Genomic DNA, 25898 nt, shown 5'->3' with positions numbered 1-25898 from the left:
CAGCCCAGCCCATGGCCTAGGCGGCACAGCACTTCCGGGCCCCGGGCCTGCTCACGGTCTGGGCGGCGCGGCGCTGCCGGGTCCCGGCCCAGCCCATGGCCTGGGCGGCACGATGCCCGCTTCCAGCTCGACCTCGGGCCTGGGCAGCACGATGCCGAGTTCGGCTTCGACTCCCGATCCGGGCAGCGCGGTCCAGGCGCCGGATCTCGGCGCTTCGCCGCCCAGTCCGATCCCATCGCCGAACCCCAGCCCGGTACCCGGGCCAGCCCCCAATCCCATCCCGGCGCCCGGCCCGAACCCGGTGCCCGGCCCGACACCGAACCCGGTGCCCTCGCCGAACCCCGCGCCGCTCCCCGGACCCGCGCCGAGCCCGATTCCAGGGCCTACGCCGGGACCGGTACCCGGGCCGACTCCGCACCCGGTTCCGGCACCTGTGCCGGGGCCCACGCCCAACCCCGTGCCCGCACCCAGCCCGGCCCCGGTGCCCGGCCCCACACCCAACCCGGTTCCGGCACCGGACCCGTCCTCGGTCTTCACACCGCCAGCCACCGGCACCGGACCGGACTTATCCACGGTCCTGACCCCGATGCCCTCCCAGCCCCCGGCCGCAGGCATTCCTGCGCCCAGTCCTGACCCGTCGGCGGGAGTCACCCCGCCTCCGGGAACGGCCCCCAGCCCGACACCCGGCTCCGGGCCCACCCCGACTCCCGATCCATCGGCGCAGACTCCACCCCCGGGAGCCCCCGGGCCCGATCCGTCGTCGGGACCCGGCTCCACACCGAATCCGACCCCCGACCCGTCCGCAGGCTCCGGACCCCTCGCCACGACGCCCGGCCAGCAGCCGACACCGGACCCGTCCACGATCCCGGGGCCGCAGCCCGGCACCGGCCCGGTGGCCAACGCTCCCGGCCAGGCGCCCGATCCGTCAACGGTCCCCGCGCCGCACCACCCCGGCGCCGGTCCGGTGTCGACGGATCCCGGGGTCGGTACCGTTCCCACGCACCCGGGAGCGGGCAGCCCGCCGCCGAACACCCCCGTGCCGCCCGGTGGTGTGGTGCCGCCGGATGCGGCGGTGCAGCCCGGGGTGGGTGGCTCGGTGCCGAACCCGCACAGCGGTCCACATAGCTCGGTTCCCGGGCACGGTCCCGGGTCGTCCAGTGGGTCGAACAAGCCGGGGACACCGATCACCTCGACCCCGGGCGGACCCGAAGCCGGGCACCCGGGCAAGGGCGACGACGCTTTCACCTTCCCCAGCCACAAGCACGACCACCCGAACGTCACCAGTCCGGATGGCACGCACCCGGACAGCGCGCATCCCGGCAACCAGGGCCCCGGCAAGGACGCGACCACTCCGGACGGTGTCGATCCGAGTGCGGCGCGGCCGGACTCCGCGCACCCGACGACGGCCGCCCCGGCCGACGGGAAGCCCGCGAACTCCACCGGCTTCTGGGATGTCGATCTGGACAAGCTGCGCGGGTTCAGCGTGGCCGTGAGTTCCGCCCGGTTCGGGCTCGCCGCCGTGCAGTCGCGGGTGGAGCGGATGCAGGGTGACGCGCACACGCCCAAGTTGGGGACGAGTCCGGTCGGGCAGCAGCTGGCGAAGAAGTTCGACGACCGGCTCAACGGGTCCAACGGGCTGCGCGGGCTGCTGGCCGAGGCGATGCGCCGGATGGACCAGTTCATCGAGAGCGCGGAGAAGATCCGCGACGGGTACCGGGACGTCGACGAGGGCAACCAGGACGACATCGCCCGGCACGACCAGGGTGTGGGCGGGTGACACCCTTGCCGACCGGCCTGGACTCCGACCCGGTGTACCGGGGTGGGGTCGAGGCGTGGCTGCACCCGACCGAGGTCGAGCTGCTGTGCACGTTCGCCGAGGTGCCGCCGCCGTTTCCGCTGCGGGTGCGGGTGGCGGGCGACCGGCGGGTGGCGTTCCGGTCGGCGCGGATCGATCTGGTGCAGCGGGGGCTGGCCGATCACCGGGGGCCGCGCGGGGTGGCGGCGGATTTCGTGCACCTGCTGCGTGAGGGGGCCGGGGCGTTGGACGTGCTGGTCGCCCGGCGTGGTCAGGTGCGGGCGGCGGTAGTGTTGGCACTGCGCGAGGACGCGCTGTTGGTGCGTCAGGACCGGACGGCGGGCGCGCGCGTGCACCTGTTGGCGCTGTCCGTGCACGACGCGGTCGAGCGATTACTCACCCTGGTGCCCCCTTTGGACGCCGCCCTGGTCGCGCCGTTCAGCCTGCCTCGGCGCGGGTTGGACGAGGTGCACCGGACAATTGAGAACGCGACCGAACGGGATGGTGCGCCGCGCCGGTTCAGTGCCGACGAGATTGATCGGCTGTTGCGCGCGAACGGGATCGACGAGCAGACCGCGCGGCGGATGAGCACGCACCTGCAGCCGGTGCTGGGCAACGGCCAGGCAGGGCTGGCCGTTCGCGGTGGGTATGCGGGCGAGTGGACCAGGGCCGCCGACGAGCTGCGCTGGCTGGACACCGCGCGGGGCCGGTTCCGGCTCGCGGGCGAGTCGACCGGTGACTGGATGAGCGTCAACCCGCTGACCCGCGACGAGCTGCGCGCCGAGTTTCGCTCGATGGCCACGGAGCTGCGGTGGTAGGCGTGGGCCGTCCGGCCGCGCGGACGTTGCGCCGGATGTCCGGAGGGGCAGTCCGCTCGGGGTTTTCTCCCGAATCGTCAGCGCTATCGGTTACCGTGTCCGCTGGGGGCGCAGGCGGGAACGCGGCGGGAAAGAGCAGTTCAAAGACAGAGCAGCCATACGAGGCAGCTACCCAGCCCGGCGAATCCCGGGCCGAGGGAGGGGCACGGGCATGATCGCCGGTCTGGCGGGGTTGGCGGAGCGGTACGCGGCGCAGGTCGAGCGGGCGGCCGCCGCCCGGGCCGCGCAGGAGCAGGACCACCGACGCGGTCGCGAGGTGGACGACAGCTATGTGACCGGTGGCGTGCACTGGGACGGCTACTCGTTGAAGTCCCTGCAGCGCATGGTCGGCGACCAGGCGAACGCCGCCCAGCTGGACATGCTGGCCCAGGAGTGGGCCCGGCACGGCCAGCGGGTGGGCCAGGCGTCGCGGGACCTGTCGCGGTCGCTGTCGCGGCTCATGCAGTTCTGGTCCGGCAGCGCGTCCGAGGACGCCTCCCGGGTCGTGGTGAGCAACGCGTCCTGGGTGTCCCAGCTCGGCGGCACAGCCCAGCAGATGGCCGAACCGATCCAGGACGCGGGCGGCGCGCTGCGCTCGGCGCAGAGCACCATGCCCGGCGGCTCGCCCAGCAGCCCGTTCATGGCGACCGCGGGCGGCGGCGCGGCCGCTGGCTTCGCGGTCGGCGGCCCGGTCGGCGCGGCCTTCGGCGCCGCGATCGGCGGCATCGCCAGCGCGTTCGGCTTCGGCAGCAACAAGAAGAAGATGAAGCGCAAGGCCGTGCAGACGATGCAGCGCTTCGAGACGGCCGTGCTCGGCATCGACGGCAGCACCCCGCGCTTCGGCACCCCGTCCGACGGGGTCGACCCCGGCCGCACCCCGATCCAGCCCACGCCGCCGCGCACCGGCGTCCCCGGCCCCGGCGTCACCCTGCCGCCGACCCCGCACGACCCGCGGCTGACCCCACCGCCACCCCCGCCGACGAGCTACCCGGGCGCGCCCAGCCAGGGCACCACCCCGTCGTTCGCGCCGGGCTTCGACTCCGGCTGGGAGGGCCGCTGGCGCGGTCTTACCAACTTCGGCCCGGGTGGCCAGCTGCCCGGCGGGTTCGGCTCGAACGGCCTGAACCCTGGCCTGAACGGCCCGAACGCGGCGAACCTCGGCCTCGGCGGCTTCCCGTTCGGCGCGGGCCGCGGCGGTCCGGCCGCCGGTCGTCTCGGCGCCCCCGGCTCCGGTTTCGGCGCGGGCCGCGTCGGCGCCGACGGCGGCCGCTCCCGCGGTGGCGCGGGCCGCGGCTCCGGTTTCGGCGGCGCGGGCGGTCCCGGCTCCGGCCTTGGCCGCGACGGCCGCCGTGGCGCGAGCCGTTTCGGCCGTGCGAACGGCTTCAACGACCCGAACGGCCGCGGCCGCAACGGCTACGGCGTGCCACCCGGCGCCCGCGACGAGGAGGAGGACGGCGAGCACCGTCGGCGCGTGCCGCTGGAGGACGACCCGTTCACCACCTCGGACCTCACCGCCGCCCCGCCCGTCATCGGCCTGTAACGGATATCCGTCACCGGTCGGGCCGACCGTCTGATGTGGACTTCGGTGCCGGGGACCGCGACCAGGCTTGGGATCGCCGTCAGCTGATCGGCGAAGAAGGAGAGATGCCGGAATGTACGTCGACGACCCGAACGCCGCACCCGCCCCGAGCGCCGGGAGCGGGGCAGGCTGGCAGGTGGAACCCGAGCAGGTGCGCGAGTTCGCCGCCGCCGTCGAGGAGGTGCGGGCCGACCTGGACGCGATCTTCGCCGAGGTCGCCGAGCTGACCTCGCCCGCCTACCTGCCGATGCTGGGCACCAGCCCGGTCGGCCAGGAGCTGTCGGCGAAGTTCGCCGACCGGCTGGCCGGTGAGGCCGGGTTGAAGGGCCAGCTGGAGACGGCGTTGCAGCGGATGCAGGAGTTCGTCGCCAGCGCCGAGCGCTCCGCCGCGGGCTACCAGGGCAGCGACGAGAACGCCGCCGAGCGGTACCGCAACCCCTGATGGCGAACCCGACGATCCCCGGCGTCGTGCTGCACCCGATCGAGGTGGACCTGCTCTGCACGTTCGCGGAGGTGCAGGCCCCGTTCCCGATCGAGGTCGGTGTGCCCGCCACCTCCGACGTCGAGCGCGGCGTGCTGTACCAGGCCGCCTCGCAGGAGCTGATGGAGCGCGGTCTTGCGGACGAGAACGGCCCGCTGGACGTCGCCGAGGAGTTCGTCTACCTGCTGCGGTCCGGCACCGGGGTGCTGGACCTGGTGCTCAACAAGGACTCCGGCACGACCCGGGTGGCCGTGCTGACCAGCGCGGACGAGGCCCTGCTGGTCAGCCAGGACACCACCGACCAGCACCGCATGGTGCGCATGTGGGCGGCGACCCTGGACGACGCCATCGGCTGCCTCGCCCACCTGATCCCACCCGCCGAGATGCCCCTAACCGCCCCGTTCAGCGTGCCGCTGCGGCCGTTGGAGGAGGCGTTCCAGGTGATGCTGGCCCGCCACCCGGCACCGATGAGCGCGGCCGAGGTCGAGGATCTGGTGCGGTCGCACGGCATCGACGATCGAGCCGTGCGGCGGATGGTCTCGCACCTGCAACCGGTACTCGGAAACGGCCAGTGCGGCGTCGCCCGCCGGGACGACAGCGAGGACCAGTGGCACCGAGCGAGCGAGGAACTCCGCTGGCTCGACACCGACCGCGGCCGCTACCGCCTGGCCGTCATCGACGACGGGTGGATGAGCGTGAACCCACTCGGCCTCGACGAGCTATACGCGGAACTACGCGGACTGGCCGCACGGATCCGCTAGCGATCCGACACCGGCCACGACTTCGCCGCCCGCGTCGCGGGCAGGGTTGGTCAAGCGGAGTGGACCGACATCCTGACCGGCATCGACCTGCTCGTCACCGAGGGCATCGCCGACCCCGATCGGCTCGGCATCGCAGGCGGGGGCCACGGCTGGTTCATGGCCGCCTGATCTATCCGAGAGAGGGGCACTCGATCCGGGAACGCAGGCACCAGCTCGACCTCCTGCGCCGGACCCGTGCCTGGTTCGACCGCTGGCTCCGGCCCTGACCCGGGCTGGGCTTCCTTGCTTGGCGAATCCGCCAGCCGACCACTATGGAGTTGTCAAGGTGCGATGGTGCCGCGAGGGCCGATGGGGACGGGGAGAGATCACTCAGTGATGGGCCAGAGCTGCACCGCCCTCACCAGAAACGGCGCCCTCGGCACCCACGTCCCACTACCCGGATATGTCGTGAAGTCGCCCTCGGTCGAACACTCTTCCGACTGGTAGACCGTCACATCCCGGCTCATCAGGTTCGCGAACGACCGCGTATCACCGGCTAGGACAACGCACTCCCCCGGCACGGTATCCGCGAGGGTCAGGCGGTCGACGGAGCCCCGGAAGCCATCGGCCTCCCACAGGCACAGCTCCCCCTGCTCGCACAGGCCTGCTCCAGCCGAATCCAGGCCGGTACCAGCCGAGGCCGGAGTGGATGACAGGCCGAGCGCCGACGCCAAGGCGAGCAGCAGGGCGAGGAAGGTCTTCTTTCGCATGGCGGAACTCCTTGCTCCCGGCGGCGCTCCCCGGTGGAGCGCCGCGCGGGAACAAGGTGACAGAGGAGGGGCAACTCCCGCAGAAAGTTATCCACAGCCCATTGACAGACCCGCTACGAGCTGTATGTCAGCGTGCGCCCGTCCTGCGGGTCGAACAGATGGATCTTGTCCGGATCGAACCACACCGTGAGGTCGGAGCCGATCCGGGCACCCGACGCGGCGGACAGTCGGGTGACGACCTGCGAGCCGTTGTCCGTCATCTCCGTCGAACCGGACTCGGCCGCCAGCTCCTCCAGCTCCGCCGAGGTGGCCGTCTCGCCCTCGACCGTGAAGTACGCGTACTTGTCCGACCCCATGGACTCCAGGACGTCCACCGACGCCGTGAACGTCCCGCCCCTGGCCTTCTCCGCGTCGTCCAGCAGTCCCGCGTCCTCGAAGTGCTCCGGGCGCAGACCCATGATCAGCTCGCGCGGGGCGTTGGCGGTCTCCGCGAGTCGACGGACGCGGTCCGTGAGGGGGAAGTCGCCCAATGGCGTGTGCAGGTGGCCGTCCGCGAGGGTGGCGGGCAGGAAGTTCATCGACGGAGAGCCGATGAACCCCGCCACGAACAGGTTCGCAGGCTGCTCGTAGAGGGACTGCGGCGAGCCGATCTGCTGCACCAGTCCGCCCCGCATGACCACTACGCGGTCGCCGAGTGTCATCGCCTCGGTCTGGTCGTGGGTGACGTAGACGGTGGTCGTGCCGAGTCGTTTCTGCAGCTTGGCCACGGAGGTCCGCATCTGCACGCGCAGCTTGGCATCCAAATTGGACAGTGGCTCGTCCATCAGGAACGCCTTGGGGTCGCGCACGATCGCGCGGCCCATCGCCACCCGCTGACGCTGGCCGCCGGACAGGTTGCCGGGTTTGCGGTCCAGGTGCTGGGTCAGGTCGAGGATGCGCGCGGCCTCCTCCACCTTCTGCCGGACCGTCTCCTTGTCCACCTTGGCCAGCCGCAGCGGGAAGGCCATGTTCTCGCGGACGCTCATGTGCGGGTAGAGGGCGTACGACTGGAAGACCATGGCGATGTCGCGGTCCTTGGGGGCGCGCTCGTTGACTCGCTCCCCGTCGATGCGCAGCTCGCCCTCGGTGATGTCCTCCAGCCCGGCGATCATGTTCAGCGTCGTGGACTTCCCGCAGCCGGAGGGGCCGACCAGGATGACGAACTCGCCGTCCGCGATCCGGATGTCCACCTCGGACACCGCGAGCGCGCCGTCCGGGTACCGCTTGGTGACCTTGTCCAACACGATCTCAGCCATGGCTCAGCCCTTCACCGCACCCGAGGTCAGCCCCGCGACGATGCGACGCTGGAAGAACAACACGAACAGGATGATCGGGATCGTGATCACCACGGCGGCGGCGGACACGGTCCCGGTCGGGTCCTCGAACCGCGAGGAGCCCTGGAAGAACGACAGCGCGGCTGGCACGGTCCGGGACGCGGTCGTGGAGGTCAGCGAGATGGCGAACAGGAAGTCGTTCCAGCAGAAGATGAACACCAGGATGGCCGTGGTGAACACGCCCGGCGCGGCCAGCGGCGCGATGACCCGGCGGAACGCCTGCGCGGGCGTCGCGCCGTCCATCTTCGCCGCCTTCTCCAGCTCCCACGGGATCTCCCGGAAGAATGCCGACAGCGTGTAGATGGCCAGCGGCAGCGCGAACGTGATGTACGGCAGGATCAGGCCGGGCCAGGTGTCGAACAGGCCAAGCGACCGCTCCATCTCGAACAGCGGCGTCACCAGCGACACCTGCGGGAACATCGCGATCAGCAGCGACACGCCCACCAGCAGGCGCTTGCCGGGGAAGTCCAGCCGGGCGATGGCGTAGGCCGCCATGGTGCCCAGCACGACCGCGATGACGGTGGCGATCACCGCGATGCCGATGGAGTTCAGCAGCGCGCGCAGGAACTCGCTGGTGTTGAAGATGTCGATGTAGTTCTGCCAGGTCCACTCGCGCGGGAAGAAGTTCCGGTCGGCGAGCGTGTCCTTGGTCTTGAACGACAGCGACAGGATCCACAGCACCGGTACGAGCGCGTAGACCACCACGATGATGTCGATGAGCGTCCAGCGGGCCTTCAGGCCGCCCGGCGCCTTGGTGCCGATGACGGCCATCATCGCCTCCCGTTGTCGGAGTTACCCGGCGCGGCCGCACCGAATACCTTGACGAAGATGAACGCGATCAGCGCCACCGCGAGGAAGATCAGCACGGACATGGTCGATCCGATGCCCAGGTTCAGGCCCTTGATCAGGTTGTTGTAGGTCTGCATGGACACCGAGCCGGTCTCCTGCGCGCCGCTGGTGAGCACGAAGATGTTGTCGAACACCCGGAACGCGTCCAGCGTGCGGAACAGCAGGGCCACCAGGATGGCCGGTTTCATCACCGGCAGCATCACCTTGGTGAACCGCTGCCAGGCCGTCGCGCCGTCCATGGACGCGGCCTTGAGCAGGTCCTCCGGCACCAGCGCCAGCCCGGCCATCAGCAGCAGGGCCATGAACGGCACGGTCTTCCACACCTCGGCCGCGATGATGATCGTCAGCGCGGACGCCCGCTGGGTCAGCGGGGCGCCGTCCGGGTCGAACAGCTGGGACAGGTAGCCGGTGTTGGCGTCCCAGGCGTAGCGCCAGGAGAACGCGGCCACCACTGTGACGATGCCGTACGGGATGAGCGCGACCGTCCTGATCAGACCGCGCGCCACCAGCGTGCGGTGCATGATCAGCGCGAGCGCCATGCCCAGTACCAGCTCGATGACCACCGACACGATGGTGATGAACGCGGTCACGCCGAACGCGGTCCACCAGTAGGAGTTGGTCAGCACGGTGATGTAGTTGTCCAGGCCGACGAACTCGTGCTGGCTGGGGAAGCGGAGGTCGTAGCGCTGCAGGGACAGCCAGATCGAGTAGATGATCGGGTACCCGGTGACGGCCAGCATCACCAGCGCGGCAGGCGCGCACAGCCAGAACGCCAGGCGGCGCTCGGCTTTCTTGCCGTCACTCGCCCCTTTCACGGCCGCGCGGGGTGTGTCGACTGCTTCGCTCACGGCAGAACTCCCTTCGAGTCGAGGGCGTCCTGCAGCTCCGTGCGCAGCCGTTCGGCTGTCTTCGGCGGGTCGATGCCGGACGGCGGCGAGAGGATCGCGGAGACCAATGTGGACACGTTCTGGTAGACCGGGGTCACCGGCCGGACCGCCGCGCTCTTCAGCTCGGTCAGGATGGCGTCCCGCATCGGGTACGGCTCGGCCATCTCCGGGTCGTGGTACACCGACTCGATGGTCGGGGGAACTCCCGAGTTGATCGCGGAGTACTTCTGGTTCTCCGCACTGCGCAAGCACTTCGCGACCTCGAACGCCTCCGGCTTGTGCTGCGAGTACGTGCTCACCGCGAGGTCATAACCGCCGATGGTCGAGGTGCCGGTCTTGTTCGCGTCCAGCGCGGGGTAGGGCGCCCACTTGAACACCTTCGCCAGCTCCGGGTTGGACTTGCCCATCGAGGCGTACACGAACGGCCAGTTCAGCTCGAAGGCGGCGTTGCCCTTCTCGAACTCCTGGCGGATGTTGTCCTCCTTGGCGTTGGACAACGACGGGCTCACCGCGGGTGACGTCGCCACGTCCCGCAGCGCCTGCAACGCGCGTACCGCGCCGTCGTCCACGACCGCCTTGCTGCCGTCGTCGGACAGGATCTTGCCGCCCGCGCCCGCGGTCAGCGTGCTGAACTGCACGACCAGGCCCTCGTACTGGGCGCCGGTCATCAGTACGGTCGCCGGCTTGTGCTCGGCCTTGAGCCGAGCGGCCATGTCCAACATCTCCGACCACGTCTTCGGAGGCGTCGGTACAACGTCGCTGCGGTACCAGAGCAACTGGACGTTGGTGTTCTTCGGCGCCGCGAACAACTTGCCCTGCCACCGCGCGGTGGTGAGCGGACCCGCCAGCGTGCCCTGTTCGATATCCGCCTTGTCCTGGCCCGTCCACTCGGCGATCCAGCCTGCCTGCGCGAACTCGGCCACCCAGGTCACGTCCAGCCCGAGGATGTCCATGTCGCTGTCGCCCGCGGCCAGCCTGCGCACCATCTGCTCGCGCTGGTCGTCCGCGTCTCGGGGCAGCGCGGTGAACGCCACCTTGTACCGACCGTGCGCGGCGTCCGCGCAGTTCGCGATGACCTTGTCGAAGTTCTCCTCGATGGAGTAGTAGACGTTGACGGTGATCCCGCCATCGTCCGAACCACAGGCCGCCACCAGCGGGGACGCGACCAGCGCGGCGCACAGCGCCACTCGGAGGCGTCGTCCTCGGCGGCCCGGAACCCGATGAGCAAACCTCATCGCCCAGCCTCCTTCCGACGGTCACGCCGGGTGGCGGCTATTCGCCCACAAGCGACCCCAAGCACCTCGGCGTGCACCGACACGTGGGTACCTCGTTACCCACGTGGGGGTTCCCTGAAACTATTCCCGATGATCAGGTGCCGCAATTCCGGTAGGGGCGGGCGTAGGGGTTATTCGATACCGCTGTTCGGCCGCAGGGCCAGCTTGGCCAGCAGGTCACGGGCCCGCTCGGCGTTGCGCGGCTGGGCCAGCACGTCGTACCGGCCCGCCACCAGCTGGGTCGCCGACGCGATCTCCCGGCCGCGGCCGCGCGTGCTGGCGTAGCCGACGGCGGCGAACACCAGCCCGAACACCACACCGATGCCGAGCCCGACCAGGATCGGGCCGAACGAGGCCTGCTGCTGGTTGAACAGCCCGAGCAGCAGCCCAACGAACAGGCCGAACCAGGCACCGGACAGCGCGCCGGTGCCCAGCACCTTCGGCCAGCTCAGCCGCCCGATGACACGCTCGACCAGCATGAGGTCCACGCCGACGATGGTCACCTCCTCGACGGGGAACTCGTTCGTCGCGAGGTGCTCCACCGCGCGGTGGGCCTCCTGGTAGGTGGCGTACGAGCCGATCGGCCACCCCGTCGGCGGGGTGGGGACCTTGGGTAGACCCTGGTTCGCTCGTCCAGGGCCGGAGAACGCACCGGTCATGCGTACCATCCTGCCAACCCCGGAGGAACGGTGCGAACCCGACTGTTCCTGTCAGCCCCGGGTGCGGTAGTCCCGCAGCAGGCCGCGGGAGATGATCGTCTTCTGGATCTCGCTGGTGCCCTCGCCGATGAGCAGGAACGGCGCCTCGCGCATCAGCCGCTCGATCTCGTACTCCTTGGAGTAGCCGTAGCCGCCGTGGATGCGGAACGCCTCCTGGGTCACCTCCGCGCAGTACTCGCTGGCCAGCAGCTTGGCCATGCCCGCGGCGACATCGTTGCGCTCGCCGGAGTCCTTGAGCCGGGCGGCGTTGACCATCATCAGGTGCGCGGCCTCGACCTTGGTGGCCATCTCGGCGAGCTTGAACGCGATCGCCTGGTGCTCGACGATCGGCTTGCCGAACGTCCGGCGCTGCTGCGCGTAGTCGGCTGCGAGCTCGAACGCGCGGATCGCGATCCCGCAGGCGCGCGCGGCGACGTTGACCCGGCCGACCTCGACACCGTCCATCATCTGCGCGAAGCCCCGGCCGGTCGCCCCGCCCAGCACCTTGCCCCGGCCGACGACGTGCCCGGTGAACACGGCCTCGGTCGTGTCGACGCCCTTGTACCCCATCTTCTCGATCTTGCCGGGGATGGTGAGGCCGGGCGCGACCTCGCCGAACCCCTCGGGCTTGTCGATGAGGAACGCGGTCAGGTTCTGATACGGCTTGGGCGCGCCGTCGTCGGTACGGGCGAGCAGCGCGATGAGGTTGGAGCTGCCGCCGTTGGTGAGCCACATCTTGGCACCGTCGATGGTGAAATCGTCGCCGTCCTGGCGCGCGCGGGTCTTGATGGCGGCGACGTCGGAACCGAGATCGGGTTCGGACATGGAGAACGAGCCGCGGATCTCGCCGGTGGCCATCTTGGGGAGGTAGTGCTGCTTCTGCGCGTCGGTGCCGTGCTGGCGGATCATGTGGGCGACGATGAAGTGGGTGTTGATGACCCCGGAGACACTCATCCAGCCGCGCGCGATCTGCTCGACGACCAGGGCGTAGGTGAGCAGGGACTCGCCGAGCCCGCCGTACTCCTCTGGGATGGTGAGCCCGAACAGGCCCATGTCCCGCATGCCCGCGACGATGTCGGCGGGGTACTCGTCCGCGTGTTCGAGGGCCTGCGCGTGCGGGATGATCTCCTTGTCCACGAAGTCCTTGACCGTGGCCAGGATCTCCCGCTGGATGTCGGTCAGTCCGGCGGTCTGCGCGAGGCGAGCCATGCGAACTCCTCGGGGACGGCGGTGGTTACCGGCCAGTATCCCGTGGTTAACGTTCGTTCGCGCCAGGAAGTGGGCTGGGCCACTCCCCCAGGTCAGCCGACCTTGAGCTCAAGGCTGGAACCGCAGTCCTTACAGCCCTCGGCCAGCACGTACACATCGGCCCCGCAGTCGCCACAGGGACGGAAACTCCGGTCGAACAGGTCGTCCCGCTGCCGCCGCCGCCCGACCAGAATGCCCAGGACGCCGCGCGACTCGCTAGGAAGGCTGTGTCTACCCATGCCCCTAGGGCACCCCACACCGATGGTCACGAGCAAGTCTCCGCCGTGATCTGTGCGTTATGTCACGGCAACCTTGCACGCGTTGTCACGTCGCTGACCTGCGATGCTTGCTGTCGGTAGCCGAACCCGGAGATCACACGACGGTTAACAACCGCGTCAAGAGACCGGGTTCCCCCGCCCGTCCAGCCGCTCGACCAACTCGGCGACGAGCACCCGGAAGTAGTCGGTCCCGACCAGACCGTCGACCTGGATGAAGTACCCATCCTCGCCTGCCCGCCAGATCGACCGCTGCTGCACCCGCATCATCATCCGCGGCTTGAACTCCCGCGCCAGCCGCCTGGCCAACTCATCCGCCGCCTGCCGCCCATCCGTCTTGTGCGACTCGACAATCGTCCAATGCTCGCCAAGCCGCTCCACCAAGACCCACCACACACTGGCATTGTCCCAGAGCTAGGCATCCAGCCGGGTGAGCCAGCGGTGCACATGAGGACACGATTCCCGCAACTCCACCAATCCCAGCTCACTGACGACCAACGGTCCATCGAGCGTCTTGGCGTAGTCGGGGCAGTACCGAAGCAATCGCTTCGACGGTGCGGTCTCAGGACGTTCGTTGACCAGCTCCGGCCCGCCTGCGGCAACAGAATCCTGGCACAGGCGCTCCGCGAGAGCGGGATCCTCACGCAGTTCGCCCAGTTGCCGCGCGGCGGCGAACACCCACGCCTCGAACTCGTGCAGTACCAGGTTGGGCAGGAACCTTCGGTCATCGATGACGGCAGCCATGGCCGCCTCGACATGGTCGACGCGGTCGTGAGCTGAGCCGTTGGGCCTGGAATCCATGCCGGGCCACGCCGCGGGCAAACCGTAGTAGTCGATCACCGTAGTCAGCACCGTAAGGCTCGAATCGCCCAGCAACCGCCGGATGTCACCCTCGACCTTCCGCCAACCGGCGACCCCACCCCGATACGCCGGGCCACCGGCCGGTCGCTTGGTGATGACGATCGACCAGGTGGTGACCCATCCCGCCTGGCGCAGGTGCGGTTCCAGGAGATCCCGGACCACAGTCTCCTCGGTCTGTCCCTCGACCAGCAGATGCAGGCGCCGGTACTCAGGCACGCGGGCCACTTCCCGCGGGCCCCGGCCTGCCGCCCAGGATGTTCTTCTCCCAGAGTTCTCCGAGGGAGTACTCATCCAGCCAAGCGGCCAGGTCAGCGGGGTCCGGGCGAGTGAACACCGAGCTACCGCCGCGTCGCTCGACGATGACCAGGTCGTCCACGCCGAATTGGTTCATCAGGGTCACCGATTGGGTTGCGAGCAGAACCTGGGCTCTGGTGCTCGCCTGTCGGAGCAAGCCAGCCAACTGGACGATCGCGTACGGGTGCAGCCCCAACTCCGGCTCGTCCAACACGACCAGCCCCGGCAGGGTCGGCTGTAGCAGCAACGTGGCCAGGCAGATGAACCGCAGCGTTCCGTCGGAGAGCTGGTTCGCGGAGAACACGACGTCGGAGTCGGTTTGGCGCCAGCGGAGCAGGACGTGGTCGTGGTCCGGCACCAGGACGAAGTCACGGAAGAAGGGCGCGACTTGACGCACCACGGCACCGACTCGCCGGTACGCCGAGCGGGCTGCCGCATCGGGGCTGTCGCGCATTGCCAGGAGCACGGCGGCGAGGTTGCCCGCGTCGCCGCGCAACCCCAGGTTGTCGGCGATTGGACTGAGTTGCTTGACCGGGGCATCCCGACTGGTGTCGTGAAAATGGAAGACACGACATCCACGCAGCAGACCGAGGACGTAGGAGACGGGTCCGCCCTGTTCCGCTAGCGCTGCCAGCCTGCTCTCCCGATGGCCGCTGCCCAAACCCTGGGTAAACGGCTGATCCAGCCCCTCGCCCTGGTAGGACACGACTTCGCGTTCGAAGATCAGTTCATCGTTGGCGGCGGGCACCAGCACTGCCTCGTAGGCGTTGCGCCCGCCCGCCAGTCCGACCCGGATTCGTCCGGTGGTCAGCACACGGTCAAGCAGGGCCGATGCTCCCCCATTGACCCCGACGTGAAAGCCGAGTTCCTGGTCCACGATCCGGCCGACGAGTTCCAGTACTCCGACGAAGTTGCTCTTGCCCGCGCCGTTGGCACCGACGAACACATTCAGTTCGCGCAGATCAACCCGGGCGCGAGAGATCGAGGTGTAACCCTCCACCTCGATCTCACTCAACACCTGGTTGACCATGCGGCCAACTCTACGGTGAGTACCTACCCTGCGCGCATACTCATCGTTGCGAACCCAATCAATCTCGGTCCGCAATGGCGGCGGCGACGGCCAGGATGCGGCGGGCGTTGGCCACGTGCAGGTTTTCGATCATGCGGCCGTCCACCGTGGCCACCCCCCGTCCCGCCGCCATGGCCTCGTCGAACGCGGCGATCACCTTCTCCGCGTGGGCGATCTCCGCGGCCGACGGGGCGAAGATGCGGTTGCACGGCTCCAGTTGGCTCGGGTGGATCAACGTCTTGCCGTCGAAGCCGAACTGGCGGGCCTGGGTGCATTCCTCGGCGAAGCCGTCCAGGTCCTTCACGTCGTTGTAGACGCCGTCGAGGATCACCTTGCCCGCGGCTCTGGCGCCGAGGAGGGCGAGGGAGAGGCTGGTCAGCAGGGGTGCGCGGCCGGGGATGAACTCGGCGTGCAGCTCCTTTGCCAGGTCGTTGGTGCCCAACACCAGCACGGTCAGCCGGTCCGAGGCTGACGCGATCTCGTGGGCGTGCAGCATGGCGGTCGGGGTTTCCAGCATGGCCCAGATGGCCGACGGGCCGTCGCCCAGTGCCGACTCGATGCGGTGGACGTCGGCGGCGGAGTCGACCTTGGGGACCACCACCGCGTCCGGGCGGGCGGCGGCCGCGGCGTGGATGTCGGCCGTGAACCATTCCGTGTCCAGGCCGTTGACGCGGATGGCGACCTCGCGGCGGCCATACGCGCCGGATTCGACGACGGCGCACACGCGGGCGCGGCCCTCCGCCTTGCTGTCCGGGGCGACGGAGTCCTCCAGGTCGAGGATCAACGCGTCGGCGTCGAGGGTTTTCGCCTTCTCCAACGCGCGTTCGTTGGCGCCCGGCATGTACAGCACGGAGCGGCGGGGGCGCGGGTCAGGCATCGGGGGACTCCTGGGCGTAGGCGCGGGCGAGTTCCGGGTCGCGGGCGGCGAGCGCGTCGGCCAGTTCGGCCACCACGCGGCACTGTTTGACGGTGGCGTCGTCCTGCATCTTCCCGTCGATCATCACCGCGCCGGTGCCGTCCCCCATCGCCGCGATGACCCGACGGGCCCAGGCGACCTCGGCCGGGTCCGGGGAGAAGACCCGGCGGGCGATGTCGATCTGCCTCGGGTGCAGGCTCCACGCGCCGACGCAGCCGAGCAGGAAGGCGTTGCGGAACTGGTCCTCGCAGGCCACGACGTCGGCGATGTCGCCGAACGGCCCGTAGTACGGCAGGATCCCGGCGGCCGCGCAGGCGTCGACCATGCGGGCGACGGTGTAGTGCCAGAGGTCCTGTTGGTACGTGGCGCGCCCGGCGGTCAGGTCGTCGCCGGTGGGGTCGGTGCGCACGAGGTAGCCGGGATGGCCGCCACCGACCCGGGTCGTCTTCATCCGCCTGCTCGCGGCGAGGTCGGCGGGCCCGAGCGAGATGCCCTGCATACGCGGGCTCGCCATCGCGATCTGCTCGACGTCGGCCACGCCGCTCGCGGTCTCCAACAGCGCGTGCACCAGGATCGGCCTGCTCAGCCCGGCGCGCGCCTCCAACTGGGCGAGCAGTCGGTCGACGTAGTGGATGTCCTCGGCGCCTTCGACCTTCGGCACCATGATCACGTCCAGCTTGTCGCCGATCTCGGTGACCAACGTGATCAGGTCATCCAGCACCCACGGCGAGTCCAGGCTGTTGACCCGCGTCCACAGCTGGGTGTCACCGAACTCGGTGGCCCGCGCGATCCGCACCAGCCCGGCCCGCGCCCGCTCCTTGTGGTCGGCCCGGATGGCGTCCTCCAGGTTGCCGAGCACCACATCGGCCCGCCCCACCAGCTCCGGCACCTTGGCGGCCATCTTCTCGTTCCCCGGGTCGAAGAAGTGGATCATCCGCGATGGTCGGAACGGGATCTCCCGCACCGGCTCCGGGGCGCCGACCGCCAACGGCCGGAAGAAGTCCTTGGGTGAGCGCAACGCGTCCTCCGATCGGCGGTCGGGGTTAACTCGCCGGTAACCCTCTCCGGGGTTGTAGTCGACCATGTCACCCCCGACCACGCCACTGTGGCCTGCGCAACACCACATCGGCGACGCTTCCCGGTCCCCGTCGCTCCACATCGGACAGACGCGACGATGCTGATCAGGGCGCGACGCCGCACACCTCCTGTGGGCGGATGGAAGACGGCCGGGGCTCGCGCGCCCCGGCCGTCACCCCCAGTTTCCCCCCGACGAGGTCAAGCTCACCGCACGCGATCCGGGAACCGAAACGTTTCGAGTCGGTTCGAATCCAGGGCTACTGTCGATCGTGTGATCAAGATGCACCTGGACTCCGCTGCCCTGGCCCGGGTCCGGCTGGCGGTGTCCCCGGTGTGCGAGGCGTTGGCCTGGTTGCAGGTCACCGTCTACGGCCGGACGCATCCGATCTTCGGTGACCCCGGGGCCGCCGCGCGGTTCGCGTTGAAGGACCGGGATGTGCGGTTGGTCGCCGGGACCCTGCCCACGCCCACCGGCAACCTGCTCGACCTGCTCACCCCCACTCCGCCGTCCGCCGCGCCCGAGCGGTTGTGGGAGACCCAGTTGGAGCAGGTCGCGGCCACGGCGCCGGAGCAGGCCGCGGCCCAGGTGGCCGCGATGTCGCGGACGACGCCGGAGGTGCTGGACGCGGTCGAGTCGGGCACGTTCGTCGCGCGGGTGACGTCGGGGCTGGTGCGGTTCTGGTCGGCGGCGATGGCCGACAGCTGGTCGGGGCTGCGCGAGCGCTTGCACGCGGATCTGTCCGCCAAGGCGCAGGTGATGGCGACGAGCGGGCTCGGCTCGATGCTGGGCAGCCTCAACAGCAGGCTCGACTGGGACGGTGCGGCGCTGCGCATCCAGAAGAGCGACATGGAGGTCGAGACGCACCCGGCGAACCTGGTCCTGGTGCCCTCCGCGCTGTCCTGGCCCGTGTGCCTGGTGCAGCTGGCCGACGACGCCGCCGTGTACTTCCCGGCGAACGGTCTCGGCGTCCCGCGCGGCGGCGACCCGGCCGCGGTCGCCCGTCTGCTCGGACCCACGCGCGCCGCGCTGCTGCGTGACCTGGAGGTGCCGCGGACGACCACCGAGCTGGGCAGGCGGCACGGTCTGGCGGTGGGCACCGTCTCCTACCACCTGTCCGTGCTGCACGACAACGGCCTGGTCACCCGGACCCGCGACAAGCGGGCCGTGCTCTACCAGCGCGCCGGTCACAGTTGACGGGTGCGCTCGCGGGAGTGCGGCTAGCCTGACCGACGTGGCGGGCATGGGCAAGATCTTCGTGGCACAGTTGCTCGGCCTGCCCGTGTTCGGCCCGGACGGCGAGTCGATCGGGCGCATCCGGGACCTGGTCGCGGGCCTGCGGGTGGACGGCGCCCCGCCGCGGGTGCTTGGCGTCGTCATCGAGCTGGCAACCCGGCGGCGGATCTTCGTGCCGATGCTGCGGGTGGCCGGGATCGAGCCGAACGCGATCATGCTGGCCACCGGGTCGGTCAACCTGCGGCACTTCCACCAGCGGCCGAACGAGGTGCTGGTGGTCGGGCAGCTGCTGGACGCGCGGGTTGAGGTGGTGGCCTCCGGGGCGCAGGCGGTGGTGGTCGACACCGCGATGGAGCCGACCAGGACGCGGGACTGGGTGCTGGGGCGGGTGGCGATCCGCGAGCGCACCGGCAGGCTCGGCAGGCGCGGGCCGATCCAGGTGCTGACCTGGTCGGAGATCCGGGCGCCGGGGATCACCGAGCTGACCGGGCAGCCGCAGGCCGCGCACCAGCTGTTGGCCGTGTTCGACACCATGCGGGCCGCGGACGTGGCCAGCGCGTTGCAGGACCTGCCGCTCAAGCGCCGCTACGAGGTGGCCGACGCGCTGGACGACGAGCGGCTGGCGGACGTCATCGAGGAGCTGCCCGAGGACGACCAGAAGGAGCTGCTGGCGCACCTGGACGAGGAGCGGGCCGCCGACGTGCTGGAGGCGATGGACCCGGACGACGCCGCCGACCTGCTCGCCGAACTGTCCGAAATGGACAAGAACCGGCTGTTGGAGCTGATGGAGCCGGAGGAGTCCGCGCCGGTCAGGCGGCTGCTGGAGTACTCGTACGACACCGCTGGCGGCCTGATGACGCCCGAGCCGATCGTGCTCACCCCGGACGCGCCGATCGCCGAGGCGCTGGCCAGGGTGCGCAACCCGGACCTGACGCCCGCGCTGGCCAGCATGGTGTTCGTCTGCCGCCCGCCGACCGCCACCCCGACCGGCCGCTACCTGGGCTGCGTGCACATCCAGCGGTTGCTCCGCGAGCCGCCGTTCGACCTGGTGGCGGGCGCGGTGGACAAGAAGCTGGCGAGCCTGCGGCCGACCGACTCGCTGGTCGAGGTCACCCGCTACTTCGCCACCTACAACCTGGTGTGCGCGCCGGTGGTGGACGACGAGGACCACCTGCTGGGCGCGATCACCGTGGACGACGTGCTCGACCACCTGCTGCCCGAGGGCTGGCGGGAACGCGAGCCGCACATCGACCCGGTCGCGGAGGAAGCCCGCCGTGCCTGAACCCACCGCGCGCAGGCGCCTCGACCAACCGCGCAGGCCACGCGGGCTGCGCTTCGCCATCGACCCGGACGCGTTCGGCCGCTTCTCCGAGCGGCTGGCCCGGTTCCTGGGCACCGGCAAGTTCCTGTTCTGGCAGACCATGATCGTGGTCGCGTGGATCACGGTCAACCTGGTCGCGGTGACCCTGCGCTGGGACCCGTACCCGTTCATCCTGCTCAACCTGGCGTTCTCCACGCAGGCGGCGTACGCGGCGCCGTTGATCCTGCTCGCGCAGAACCGACAGGACGACCGGGACCGGGTGTCGCTGGAGGAGGACCGCGCCCGCGCCGCGCAGACCAAGGCCGACACCGAGTTCCTGGCCCGCGAGCTGGCCGCGCTGCGGCTGGCCGTCGGCGAGGTCGCCACCCGCGACTACCTGCGCGGCGAACTGGACAAACTACGCGGCGACCTGCGCGGTAAGCGCGGCAAATCCCGCCCGGCGGCGAAATCCCTGCGCGAGGATCCACGCTGGGATGACGTCCCGGCCAATCAGCTGGACAAACCCGTCTGACCAGCCTGGGTTCCCACCGTTAACCCAGCCGCGGGCCATTCTCGACAATGCCGTCGGCGTGGATCTTGCCCGACGACGACTCGCGATATCGAACGAGTGAGTAGGTATCACTCACGAGCGGGAGAATTCGGACACGCGGCCGGGGAAACGCCTAGTCCACGAGCTGATCGCAAAGGTCGCCGAGGTACCGCAGCTGATCAGCCCCCAGCCGCGCCACGAAGTGCCGCACGACCCCGGCCAAGTGTGTGGTGGAGGCGATCCGCAGCACGTCGAGGCCCTGGTCGGTGAGGGTGGCGACCACCCCGCGACCATCGCCCGCGACCCGTTCCCTGGCCACCATTCCGGCCCGTTCGAGCCGGTCGACCAGGCGGGTCACGCCGGAGCGGGACAGCAGCACGGCGTCGGCGAGTTCTGCCATTCGCAATTTGCGTTCCGGAGCTTCGGCGAGTTGGACGAGCACGTCGTACCCACCGAGCGAAAGCCGCTGCTCGGCCACCAGTTCGGCCTCCAGCGAGCGGGTAATCCGGGCGTGCGCCCGCAAAAACGCGCGCCACGCCTGCAGTTCTTCTCGGGTGGGCCGGGCGGACTGGTCCGGCACGGTCAAGGTTCCTCCTTCGAGGCCCGAAAACAGGAGGACAATGCTACGGAACCCGGTAGGCGGACAGAACAGCACCCTTGTTGCCCTTGACAATGACTGTGCTTCCTGTCCCACTCGACCGGGTGACCACTACCCGCCCGTAGCATGGACAGGTGACCACCACCGATCAGGTTCCCGGCGTCGAGGCCGTCCGCGCGGCACTGGCGGGTGTGCAGGACCCGGAGATCCACCGGCCGATCACCGACCTCGGCATGGTCAAGGACGTGACCGTGCACCCGGACGGCCGCGTCGATGTCGCCATCTATCTCACGGTCGCGGGCTGTCCGCTCCGGGACAAGATCACCCGTGATGTGACCGCCGCGGTGGTCGCGCTGCCCGGGGTCATCGATGTGCGCGTCGAGCTGGACGTGATGAACGACGAGCAGCGCACCGCCCTGCGCAAGTCCCTGCGCGGCGACGCCGAGGAACCGCGCATCCCGTTCGCCGAACCCGGCTCGCTCACCCGCGTGTACTGCGTCGCCTCCGGCAAGGGCGGCGTCGGCAAGTCCAGCGTCACGGTCAACCTGGCGGTCGCCATGGCCGCCCGCGGCGTCAAGGTCGGCATCGTCGACGCCGACATCTACGGCCACTCGATCCCGCGCATGCTCGGCGCGACCGAGAAGCCCACCAAGGTCGAGAAGATGATCCTGCCGCCCCAGGCGCACGGCGTGAAGGTCATCTCCATCGGCATGTTCACCCCCGGCAACACCCCGGTCGTCTGGCGCGGCCCGATGCTGCACCGCGCCCTCCAGCAGTTCCTCGCCGACGTGTTCTGGGGCGACCTGGACGTGCTGCTGCTCGACCTGCCGCCCGGCACCGGCGACATCGCCATCTCGGTGGCCCAGCTGATCCCGAACGCGGAGATCCTGGTGGTCACCACCCCGCAGCAGGCGGCGGCGGAGGTCGCCGAGCGCGCGGGGGCGATCGCGCTGCAGACGCGGCAGCGGGTGGCGGGGGTCATCGAGAACATGTCGTGGCTGGAACTGCCGGACGGTTCGCGGATGGACGTGTTCGGCGCGGGCGGCGGTCAGACGGTGGCGGAGTCGCTGTCGCGGGCGGTGGGGTCTTCGGTGCCGTTGCTTGGGCAGGTGCCGTTGGACCCGCGGTTGCGTGAGGGTGGGGACGCTGGGGCGCCGCTGGTGAAGTCCGGGCCGGAGACTGCGGCGGCCCGGGTGCTGACCGAGGTCGCGACGAAACTGTCGGTGCGAGCGCGGGGCTTGGCCGGACGGATGCTGTCGGTGAGCCCGGCCGGACGCTGACCCTCCTGGCTGTCCCGCGGACTTCACGGCGGAGATGGCGATGCCCGCCCCGAGGTGGGGCGGGCATCGGTCACGTGCACAGATCCGTGGTGCCGTCCCGCGACGCTCCCGGTGCCCTGGCAGCAGCGTGGTCGCCAAGCCGGGGACGATGCCGGGCGGGGATGCGGGGGCGGGTGGCGGGAAAAATCGAACAGCGTCAGGTGGCGTCCGGGTCGATCTGGGGGCGCTCGCCGGAGGTGGGCTTCGGCGGGTCCGGCTTGACCGCGGGCGAGGCGGGCGGCACGGGCGGGATCGACGGCTGGGCGGTGGCCGAGAAGCCGTTCTGCTTCGTGCCGTTGGTGTCGTCGCCGAAGAGCTGGTTGGCGACTATCTGCTTGGGGTCGAAGCTGCGCAGGCGCTGGAGGTCTTGCAGAGGTTTGCGGAGCTCGTCGAAGTCCGGGCCAAGCTCGCCCTTGAGCTGGTCGCGGGCGCCGGAGGCGAACTCGCGGACCTTGCGGATGTTGCGGCCGACCCAGGCCGCCGCCGAGGGCAGGCGCTCGGGGCCGAGGATGAACAACCCGGCCACGGCGAGCACGAGGATCTCGGACCAGCCGATGCTTTCGAACACCCCAGATACCTCCGAACGACGCCTCTGGCCACCAGCGTAGCCGCTCAGTCCGACTGCAGGGTCACATCAATTTTCAACTCTCGGCCCTGACGGGCGAGTACAACGGGAACGGATTGGCCCGGTTGGTGCTGGCGGACCGCCACGGTGAGCTCCGCGGCGTTGCGGACCTGCCGGTCGCCGAGCTTGCGGATGACGTCGCCCTCGACGATGCCCGCCTTGGCCGCGGCGCCGCCGTCGGTGACGTTCACCACCTGGGCGCCCTCCGCGGTGTCCGCGGAGACCGATTTGACGTTGGCGCCCAGATCGGCGTGCTTGACCTTGCCGTCCCGGATGATCGTCTCGGCGATGCGCTTGGCGTCGTTGGACGGGATGGCGAAGCCGAGGCCGACGCTGCCGGTGTTGCCCGCGCTGCTGCGGATGGCCGAGTTGATGCCGACCAACGCGCCGGTCGAGTCGACCAGCGGGCCGCCCGAGTTGCCCTGGTTGACCGCGGCGTCGGTCTGGATGGCGTCGTAGGTGATCGGCGCCTCGCCGTTGTCGCCGCCCGCCACGACCGGCCGGTGCAGGGCGCTGACGATGCCCTCGGTGACCGTGTCGGTCAGGCCGAGCGGTGAGCCGATGGCCAGCACGGTGTCGCCGACCTGCAGGTCGTCGGAGTTGCCGAACTGCATGACGGTCGGGTTGTTCACCTCGACCTTGATCACCGCCAGGTCGGTCTTCGGGTCGGTGCCGACCAGCTTGGCGTCCACCCGGTTGCCGTCGGTGAACACCGCGGTGATCTTCGCGGACGCGTCGGCGCGGCCCTCCAGGGTGACCACGTGCCAGTTGGTGACGATGTAGCCCGCCCGGTCGATGACGATGCCGGACCCGGTGCCGCCACCCTGGGCGATCTTCACCTCGATCGACACCACCGCGGGCCGCACCCGCTTGGCGATATCGGCCACCGACCCGGCCGGGCGCTCCTTGCCCGCCTCGACCGAGGCCAGGGTGACGTCGCTGGTCAGGCCCTGCCCACCGCGCGCGACAAACCAGCCGACCAGGCCGCCCGCGGCACCGACGAGCAGCGCGACCAGTCCGAGGATGCCCAGCGCGACCGGCTTGACGCGCCTGCCGAACAGCACGTCCGTCACGCTTAGCTGCGGTCCGACCCGGGCGGCCGCGTCCTTGCCGTCACCGTCCTCGGTGCGCTCCACCGCGGGCGGGCCGATCACCGCGCCCGCCGCCGGATCCCGCCACGGGTCGGCGTCCTGGGTCCACAGCGCTTCCTCGACGTCCAGATCGCTGGCCACCGCCCCGGGCGGCCGCTGCAACAGCGTGTTCTCCCCGACCGGCCTGCCGAACGCACTCGCCAACGCCTCCGGCGTCGGCGGCACGGACCGCAGCTCACCGAGCACCGGCCGCGCGGCAGCCGACGGTGAGAACGCACCGCTCACCCCGGACGGCCTGCCGAACGCGGCCGCCGAGCCGGGATCCACCGCGGGCCGCTCCAACGGCCGCGGCCCCAACCGCTGCTCCACACCACCGGGCACGACCCCGTTCCGCGCCCCATCACCCGAGGACGCCGGGGTGGCGTCGAGGTTCTCGTTCATCAAGCTCCACAGTGCCAAACCCCCGGTGAAGTGCGCGTGCGGACCCCCGCGTCGGCGACTCACCGGATCGGGGGACACGGCCGACCACCGGGACATCGCCTCCGCGTCCGACCAGGTCTGGCGAGCCGGACGCGGCACTCGTCCCGAGCTAGTGGTGCGCTCAGCCCAGGGTCCGGAGGGTGATCTTCGTTGGTGGTGGCACCACCGGAAAGGAACCCGGACAGCATGAAGGCCACCGCCGCGGGGGCTGGTGGCCTTCACGTGTGGGAAAGGGCTTGGGTCAGCGGGCGGCGAAGAGGCCGAAGCTGGGGGACGGGATCGGCTGGGTCGACGCGGTGTGACCCGTGAAGCCCGCCGGGTGGACGTCGCCGCCGGTGAACGGGGCGGGCGGGGTCGAGGTGTCCGGGGTGGCGCCGGTGGTGTTGACCAGGGCAAGCGCGCCAAGGACCAGGCCGGAGACCACGACACCCGCGCCCTGGGCGGCGCGGCGGTTGCGTTTGCCCAGGACGACGCGGCCCTCGCCGAGCTTGGCTGACGAGCCCAGCGGCGGGGTGCTGCCGAAGGCGGCGCGGTCCGGGCGCTGGATGGCGACGAGCTGGCCGTCCTCGGTGACCGCGAGGCCATCGGGGGTCGACGGGAGCTCGGTCTCCTGGGGGATGGCGCACAGCGCGGCCAGCAGACCGGCGGGCATGGTCGGGGTGTGGGCGGCTTGGACGGCGGCGCGGGCCTGGCGCTGAGTGGTGATCTCGGCGGCGCACCACGGGCACCCGGCCAGGTGGGCGGCCACGCGGTCGTGCGCGGTGCGGCCCAGTTCGCCGTCGACGAAGGCGACCACGGCGTCGGGCAGCAGGTGCTGCTCGGGCAGGCCGAGGGCGCGTTCGAACGTCATGAGTCGACCTCCGGCCGTACGCGGACGTACTCAGCGGTCAGTGTCATGCCGATGCCTCCTGCGCGAGCGCGAGCGCCCGGCGCCGCTCCAGCGAAGTTCGCAGGGCCTGGCGACCCCGGTGGATCCTGCTGCGCACAGTACCCAGCTTCACGCCGAGGGTCGCGCCGATCTCCTCGTAGGACAGGCCCTCGACATCGCACAGCACCACTGCGGCGCGGAACTCCGGCGGGAGCTCGTCCAGCGAGGCCTGCAGGTCGGGGTCGAGATGGGTCTCCTCGTAGACCACCTCCGGGCTGGGCTCGTCGCCCTCCAGCCGGTCGGTGTCCTCCGGGAGGCCCTCCATCCGCACCCGCGAGCGGCGGCGGACCATGTCGAGGAACAGGTTGGTGGTGATGCGGTGCAGCCAGCCCTCGAAGGTGCCGGGCTTGTACGCGGTCAGCGACCGGAAGACCCGGATGAAGGTCTCCTGGGTCAGGTCCTCGGCATCGTGCGCGTTGCCCGCGAGCCGGTAGGCCAGTCGGTACACCCGGTCGCCGTGCTCGCGCACGACCTCTTCCCAGGTGGGGATGGCCCACTCGGCTGGGTCGATATCCACCGGCTTGCCGTACTTGGTGCCGGGGTTCATCGTGGGGATACGCTCCTCCTGCGAGCTGTTCTGCCTCTTCACCCGATCAACGCGCACCTGGCCCACCGTGTTCCCCGCTTTCACGAACTCCCCTTGATGACGTCCACGATGGGGTACGCGGCTATGGCGACCGTGAGAGTCGGCTGAGATGAGCCTGAGAAAACGACGGGGTGACCTTCCGGT

At 70.3% G+C, this 25898-nt stretch carries 28 protein-coding genes and 1 pseudogene; 10 read left to right on the top strand and 19 right to left on the bottom strand.

What is annotated here, in order from left to right:
* Positions 1-51 precede the first annotated feature (51 nt).
* Positions 52-573, bottom strand: coding sequence for a hypothetical protein (locus C503_RS46095; protein WP_156893352.1), 522 nt, complete (start codon positions 571-573; stop codon positions 52-54).
* 481 nt (positions 574-1054) lie between these two features.
* On the opposite strand from C503_RS46095, the gene C503_RS0120350 reads away from it, so the two are divergent.
* The 6 genes and pseudogenes from C503_RS0120350 to C503_RS47970 form a co-directional block, all read left to right on the top strand.
* On the top strand, positions 1055-1777 hold the full coding sequence (locus C503_RS0120350; protein WP_169514569.1) for a hypothetical protein: 723 nt from the start codon (positions 1055-1057) through the stop codon (positions 1775-1777).
* Positions 1774-2613, top strand: coding sequence for an ESX secretion-associated protein EspG (locus tag C503_RS0120345; RefSeq protein ID WP_018684065.1), 840 nt, complete (start codon positions 1774-1776; stop codon positions 2611-2613). Before C503_RS0120350 ends, C503_RS0120345 begins: the two co-directional genes overlap by 4 nt.
* Positions 2614-2824: 211 nt before the next feature.
* Entirely contained in the window at positions 2825-4192 is a 1368-nt protein-coding gene (locus C503_RS0120340; protein WP_026316516.1) for a WXG100 family type VII secretion target, read from the top strand.
* Positions 4193-4304: 112 nt separating this feature from the next.
* Complete coding sequence (locus tag C503_RS0120335) at positions 4305-4673, top strand: hypothetical protein (protein WP_018684064.1); 369 nt, start codon at positions 4305-4307, stop codon at positions 4671-4673.
* The gene (locus C503_RS0120330; protein ID WP_018684063.1) at positions 4673-5473 is read left to right on the top strand and encodes an ESX secretion-associated protein EspG; all 801 of its coding nucleotides are present in this window, start codon (positions 4673-4675) and stop codon (positions 5471-5473) included. The genes C503_RS0120335 and C503_RS0120330 overlap by 1 nt, the downstream gene beginning before the upstream one ends.
* 66 nt (positions 5474-5539) lie before the next feature.
* A pseudogene (locus C503_RS47970) lies at positions 5540-5641 on the top strand (hypothetical protein); the annotation flags it as partial.
* 197 nt (positions 5642-5838) lie between these two features.
* Here the strand turns inward: C503_RS47970 and C503_RS0120325 are convergent.
* From C503_RS0120325 to C503_RS0120265, 13 genes are all read right to left on the bottom strand, one after another.
* The gene (locus tag C503_RS0120325; RefSeq protein ID WP_018684062.1) at positions 5839-6222 is read right to left on the bottom strand and encodes a peptidase inhibitor family I36 protein; all 384 of its coding nucleotides are present in this window, start codon (positions 6220-6222) and stop codon (positions 5839-5841) included.
* A gap of 113 nt (positions 6223-6335) precedes the next feature.
* The gene (locus C503_RS0120320) at positions 6336-7517 is read right to left on the bottom strand and encodes an ABC transporter ATP-binding protein (RefSeq protein ID WP_018684061.1); all 1182 of its coding nucleotides are present in this window, start codon (positions 7515-7517) and stop codon (positions 6336-6338) included.
* Positions 7518-7520: 3 nt separating this feature from the next.
* Positions 7521-8366: a carbohydrate ABC transporter permease gene (locus tag C503_RS0120315; RefSeq protein WP_018684060.1), complete on the bottom strand. Its 846-nt coding sequence runs from the start codon at positions 8364-8366 to the stop codon at positions 7521-7523.
* Positions 8366-9292, bottom strand: a complete 927-nt coding sequence (locus C503_RS0120310; RefSeq protein WP_018684059.1) for a carbohydrate ABC transporter permease — start codon at positions 9290-9292, stop codon at positions 8366-8368. The genes C503_RS0120315 and C503_RS0120310 overlap by 1 nt, the downstream gene beginning before the upstream one ends.
* Positions 9289-10566, bottom strand: coding sequence for an ABC transporter substrate-binding protein (locus C503_RS0120305; protein ID WP_051114880.1), 1278 nt, complete (start codon positions 10564-10566; stop codon positions 9289-9291). Before C503_RS0120305 ends, C503_RS0120310 begins: the two co-directional genes overlap by 4 nt.
* A gap of 170 nt (positions 10567-10736) precedes the next feature.
* Entirely contained in the window at positions 10737-11264 is a 528-nt protein-coding gene (locus C503_RS0120300; RefSeq protein ID WP_018684057.1) for a YflT domain-containing protein, read from the bottom strand.
* A gap of 51 nt (positions 11265-11315) precedes the next feature.
* Positions 11316-12512: an acyl-CoA dehydrogenase family protein gene (locus tag C503_RS0120295; protein ID WP_018684056.1), complete on the bottom strand. Its 1197-nt coding sequence runs from the start codon at positions 12510-12512 to the stop codon at positions 11316-11318.
* A 92-nt stretch (positions 12513-12604) separates the two neighbouring features.
* On the bottom strand, positions 12605-12790 hold the full coding sequence (locus tag C503_RS0120290) for a hypothetical protein (RefSeq protein ID WP_156893350.1): 186 nt from the start codon (positions 12788-12790) through the stop codon (positions 12605-12607).
* A 156-nt stretch (positions 12791-12946) separates the two neighbouring features.
* Positions 12947-13222, bottom strand: coding sequence for a hypothetical protein (locus C503_RS0120285; RefSeq protein ID WP_018684054.1), 276 nt, complete (start codon positions 13220-13222; stop codon positions 12947-12949).
* A gap of 18 nt (positions 13223-13240) precedes the next feature.
* On the bottom strand, positions 13241-13903 hold the full coding sequence (locus C503_RS0120280) for a DUF4276 family protein (RefSeq protein ID WP_033400845.1): 663 nt from the start codon (positions 13901-13903) through the stop codon (positions 13241-13243).
* Positions 13896-15011 carry an AAA family ATPase gene (locus tag C503_RS0120275; RefSeq protein WP_018684052.1) on the bottom strand — a complete coding sequence of 372 codons (1116 nt, stop codon included), beginning with the start codon at positions 15009-15011 and terminating at the stop codon, positions 13896-13898. Before C503_RS0120275 ends, C503_RS0120280 begins: the two co-directional genes overlap by 8 nt.
* A 58-nt stretch (positions 15012-15069) precedes the next feature.
* Positions 15070-15927 (bottom strand): HpcH/HpaI aldolase/citrate lyase family protein, encoded by an 858-nt coding sequence (locus tag C503_RS0120270; RefSeq protein ID WP_018684051.1) that lies wholly within the window; start codon positions 15925-15927, stop codon positions 15070-15072.
* Positions 15920-16984, bottom strand: a complete 1065-nt coding sequence (locus C503_RS0120265) for an HpcH/HpaI aldolase/citrate lyase family protein (RefSeq protein ID WP_026316514.1) — start codon at positions 16982-16984, stop codon at positions 15920-15922. The genes C503_RS0120270 and C503_RS0120265 overlap by 8 nt, the downstream gene beginning before the upstream one ends.
* A 339-nt stretch (positions 16985-17323) precedes the next feature.
* On the opposite strand from C503_RS0120265, the gene C503_RS0120260 reads away from it, so the two are divergent.
* From C503_RS0120260 to C503_RS0120250, 3 genes are read left to right on the top strand one after another with little or no spacing between them, the layout of a single operon-like run.
* Complete coding sequence (locus C503_RS0120260) at positions 17324-18238, top strand: ArsR/SmtB family transcription factor (protein ID WP_245572539.1); 915 nt, start codon at positions 17324-17326, stop codon at positions 18236-18238.
* A gap of 46 nt (positions 18239-18284) precedes the next feature.
* A complete protein-coding gene (locus tag C503_RS0120255) occupies positions 18285-19559 on the top strand; it encodes a magnesium transporter MgtE N-terminal domain-containing protein (RefSeq protein WP_018684048.1) in 1275 nt (424 codons plus the stop codon).
* Positions 19552-20109, top strand: coding sequence for a DUF1003 domain-containing protein (locus C503_RS0120250; RefSeq protein ID WP_018684047.1), 558 nt, complete (start codon positions 19552-19554; stop codon positions 20107-20109). The genes C503_RS0120255 and C503_RS0120250 overlap by 8 nt, the downstream gene beginning before the upstream one ends.
* A 151-nt stretch (positions 20110-20260) precedes the next feature.
* On the opposite strand, the gene C503_RS0120245 is transcribed toward C503_RS0120250, so the two are convergent.
* The gene (locus tag C503_RS0120245) at positions 20261-20713 is read right to left on the bottom strand and encodes a MarR family winged helix-turn-helix transcriptional regulator (protein ID WP_018684046.1); all 453 of its coding nucleotides are present in this window, start codon (positions 20711-20713) and stop codon (positions 20261-20263) included.
* Positions 20714-20859: 146 nt separating this feature from the next.
* Between C503_RS0120245 and C503_RS0120240 the strand changes: the two genes are divergently transcribed.
* Positions 20860-22005: an Mrp/NBP35 family ATP-binding protein gene (locus tag C503_RS0120240; RefSeq protein ID WP_018684045.1), complete on the top strand. Its 1146-nt coding sequence runs from the start codon at positions 20860-20862 to the stop codon at positions 22003-22005.
* 196 nt (positions 22006-22201) lie between these two features.
* Here the strand turns inward: C503_RS0120240 and tatB are convergent, their stop codons facing one another.
* The 4 genes from tatB to sigE all read right to left on the bottom strand — a co-directional run bounded on the left by tatB (position 22202) and on the right by sigE (position 25772).
* The gene (tatB, locus tag C503_RS0120235) at positions 22202-22612 is read right to left on the bottom strand and encodes a Sec-independent protein translocase protein TatB (protein ID WP_018684044.1); all 411 of its coding nucleotides are present in this window, start codon (positions 22610-22612) and stop codon (positions 22202-22204) included.
* Positions 22613-22656: 44 nt separating this feature from the next.
* A complete protein-coding gene (locus C503_RS0120230) occupies positions 22657-24201 on the bottom strand; it encodes a S1C family serine protease (RefSeq protein ID WP_018684043.1) in 1545 nt (514 codons plus the stop codon).
* A 280-nt stretch (positions 24202-24481) separates the two neighbouring features.
* Entirely contained in the window at positions 24482-25090 is a 609-nt protein-coding gene (locus C503_RS42705) for a zf-HC2 domain-containing protein (protein ID WP_018684042.1), read from the bottom strand.
* Positions 25091-25133: 43 nt separating this feature from the next.
* Positions 25134-25772, bottom strand: a complete 639-nt coding sequence (sigE, locus tag C503_RS0120220; protein WP_425393530.1) for an RNA polymerase sigma factor SigE — start codon at positions 25770-25772, stop codon at positions 25134-25136.
* Positions 25773-25898: the final 126 nt, after the last annotated feature.

The sequence above is a fragment of the Actinokineospora enzanensis DSM 44649 genome (genome assembly GCF_000374445.1).
Classification (GTDB): Bacteria; Actinomycetota; Actinomycetes; order Mycobacteriales; family Pseudonocardiaceae; genus Actinokineospora; species Actinokineospora enzanensis.
Note: the sequence above shows the minus strand (reverse complement) of the source record. Positions and strands in the feature narration are given on the sequence as shown.

Bases quoted from the DNA above. Each gene is read 5' to 3' on its own strand.
- C503_RS0120340 (WP_026316516.1), top strand. From the start codon at position 2,825: ATGATCGCCGGTCTGGCGGGGTTGGCGGAGCGGTACGCGGCGCAGGTC.
- C503_RS0120335 (WP_018684064.1), top strand. From the start codon at position 4,305: ATGTACGTCGACGACCCGAACGCCGCACCCGCCCCGAGCGCCGGGAGC.
- C503_RS0120330 (WP_018684063.1), top strand. From the start codon at position 4,673: ATGGCGAACCCGACGATCCCCGGCGTCGTGCTGCACCCGATCGAGGTG.
- C503_RS0120325 (WP_018684062.1), bottom strand. From the start codon at position 6,222: ATGCGAAAGAAGACCTTCCTCGCCCTGCTGCTCGCCTTGGCGTCGGCG.
- C503_RS0120320 (WP_018684061.1), bottom strand. From the start codon at position 7,517: ATGGCTGAGATCGTGTTGGACAAGGTCACCAAGCGGTACCCGGACGGC.
- C503_RS0120315 (WP_018684060.1), bottom strand. From the start codon at position 8,366: ATGGCCGTCATCGGCACCAAGGCGCCGGGCGGCCTGAAGGCCCGCTGG.
- C503_RS0120305 (WP_051114880.1), bottom strand. From the start codon at position 10,566: ATGAGGTTTGCTCATCGGGTTCCGGGCCGCCGAGGACGACGCCTCCGA.
- C503_RS0120300 (WP_018684057.1), bottom strand. From the start codon at position 11,264: ATGACCGGTGCGTTCTCCGGCCCTGGACGAGCGAACCAGGGTCTACCC.
- C503_RS0120295 (WP_018684056.1), bottom strand. From the start codon at position 12,512: ATGGCTCGCCTCGCGCAGACCGCCGGACTGACCGACATCCAGCGGGAG.
- C503_RS0120290 (WP_156893350.1), bottom strand. From the start codon at position 12,790: ATGGGTAGACACAGCCTTCCTAGCGAGTCGCGCGGCGTCCTGGGCATT.
- C503_RS0120275 (WP_018684052.1), bottom strand. From the start codon at position 15,011: ATGGTCAACCAGGTGTTGAGTGAGATCGAGGTGGAGGGTTACACCTCG.
- C503_RS0120270 (WP_018684051.1), bottom strand. From the start codon at position 15,927: ATGCCTGACCCGCGCCCCCGCCGCTCCGTGCTGTACATGCCGGGCGCC.
- C503_RS0120260 (WP_245572539.1), top strand. From the start codon at position 17,324: ATGCACCTGGACTCCGCTGCCCTGGCCCGGGTCCGGCTGGCGGTGTCC.
- C503_RS0120255 (WP_018684048.1), top strand. From the start codon at position 18,285: ATGGGCAAGATCTTCGTGGCACAGTTGCTCGGCCTGCCCGTGTTCGGC.
- C503_RS0120230 (WP_018684043.1), bottom strand. From the start codon at position 24,201: ATGAACGAGAACCTCGACGCCACCCCGGCGTCCTCGGGTGATGGGGCG.
- C503_RS42705 (WP_018684042.1), bottom strand. From the start codon at position 25,090: ATGACGTTCGAACGCGCCCTCGGCCTGCCCGAGCAGCACCTGCTGCCC.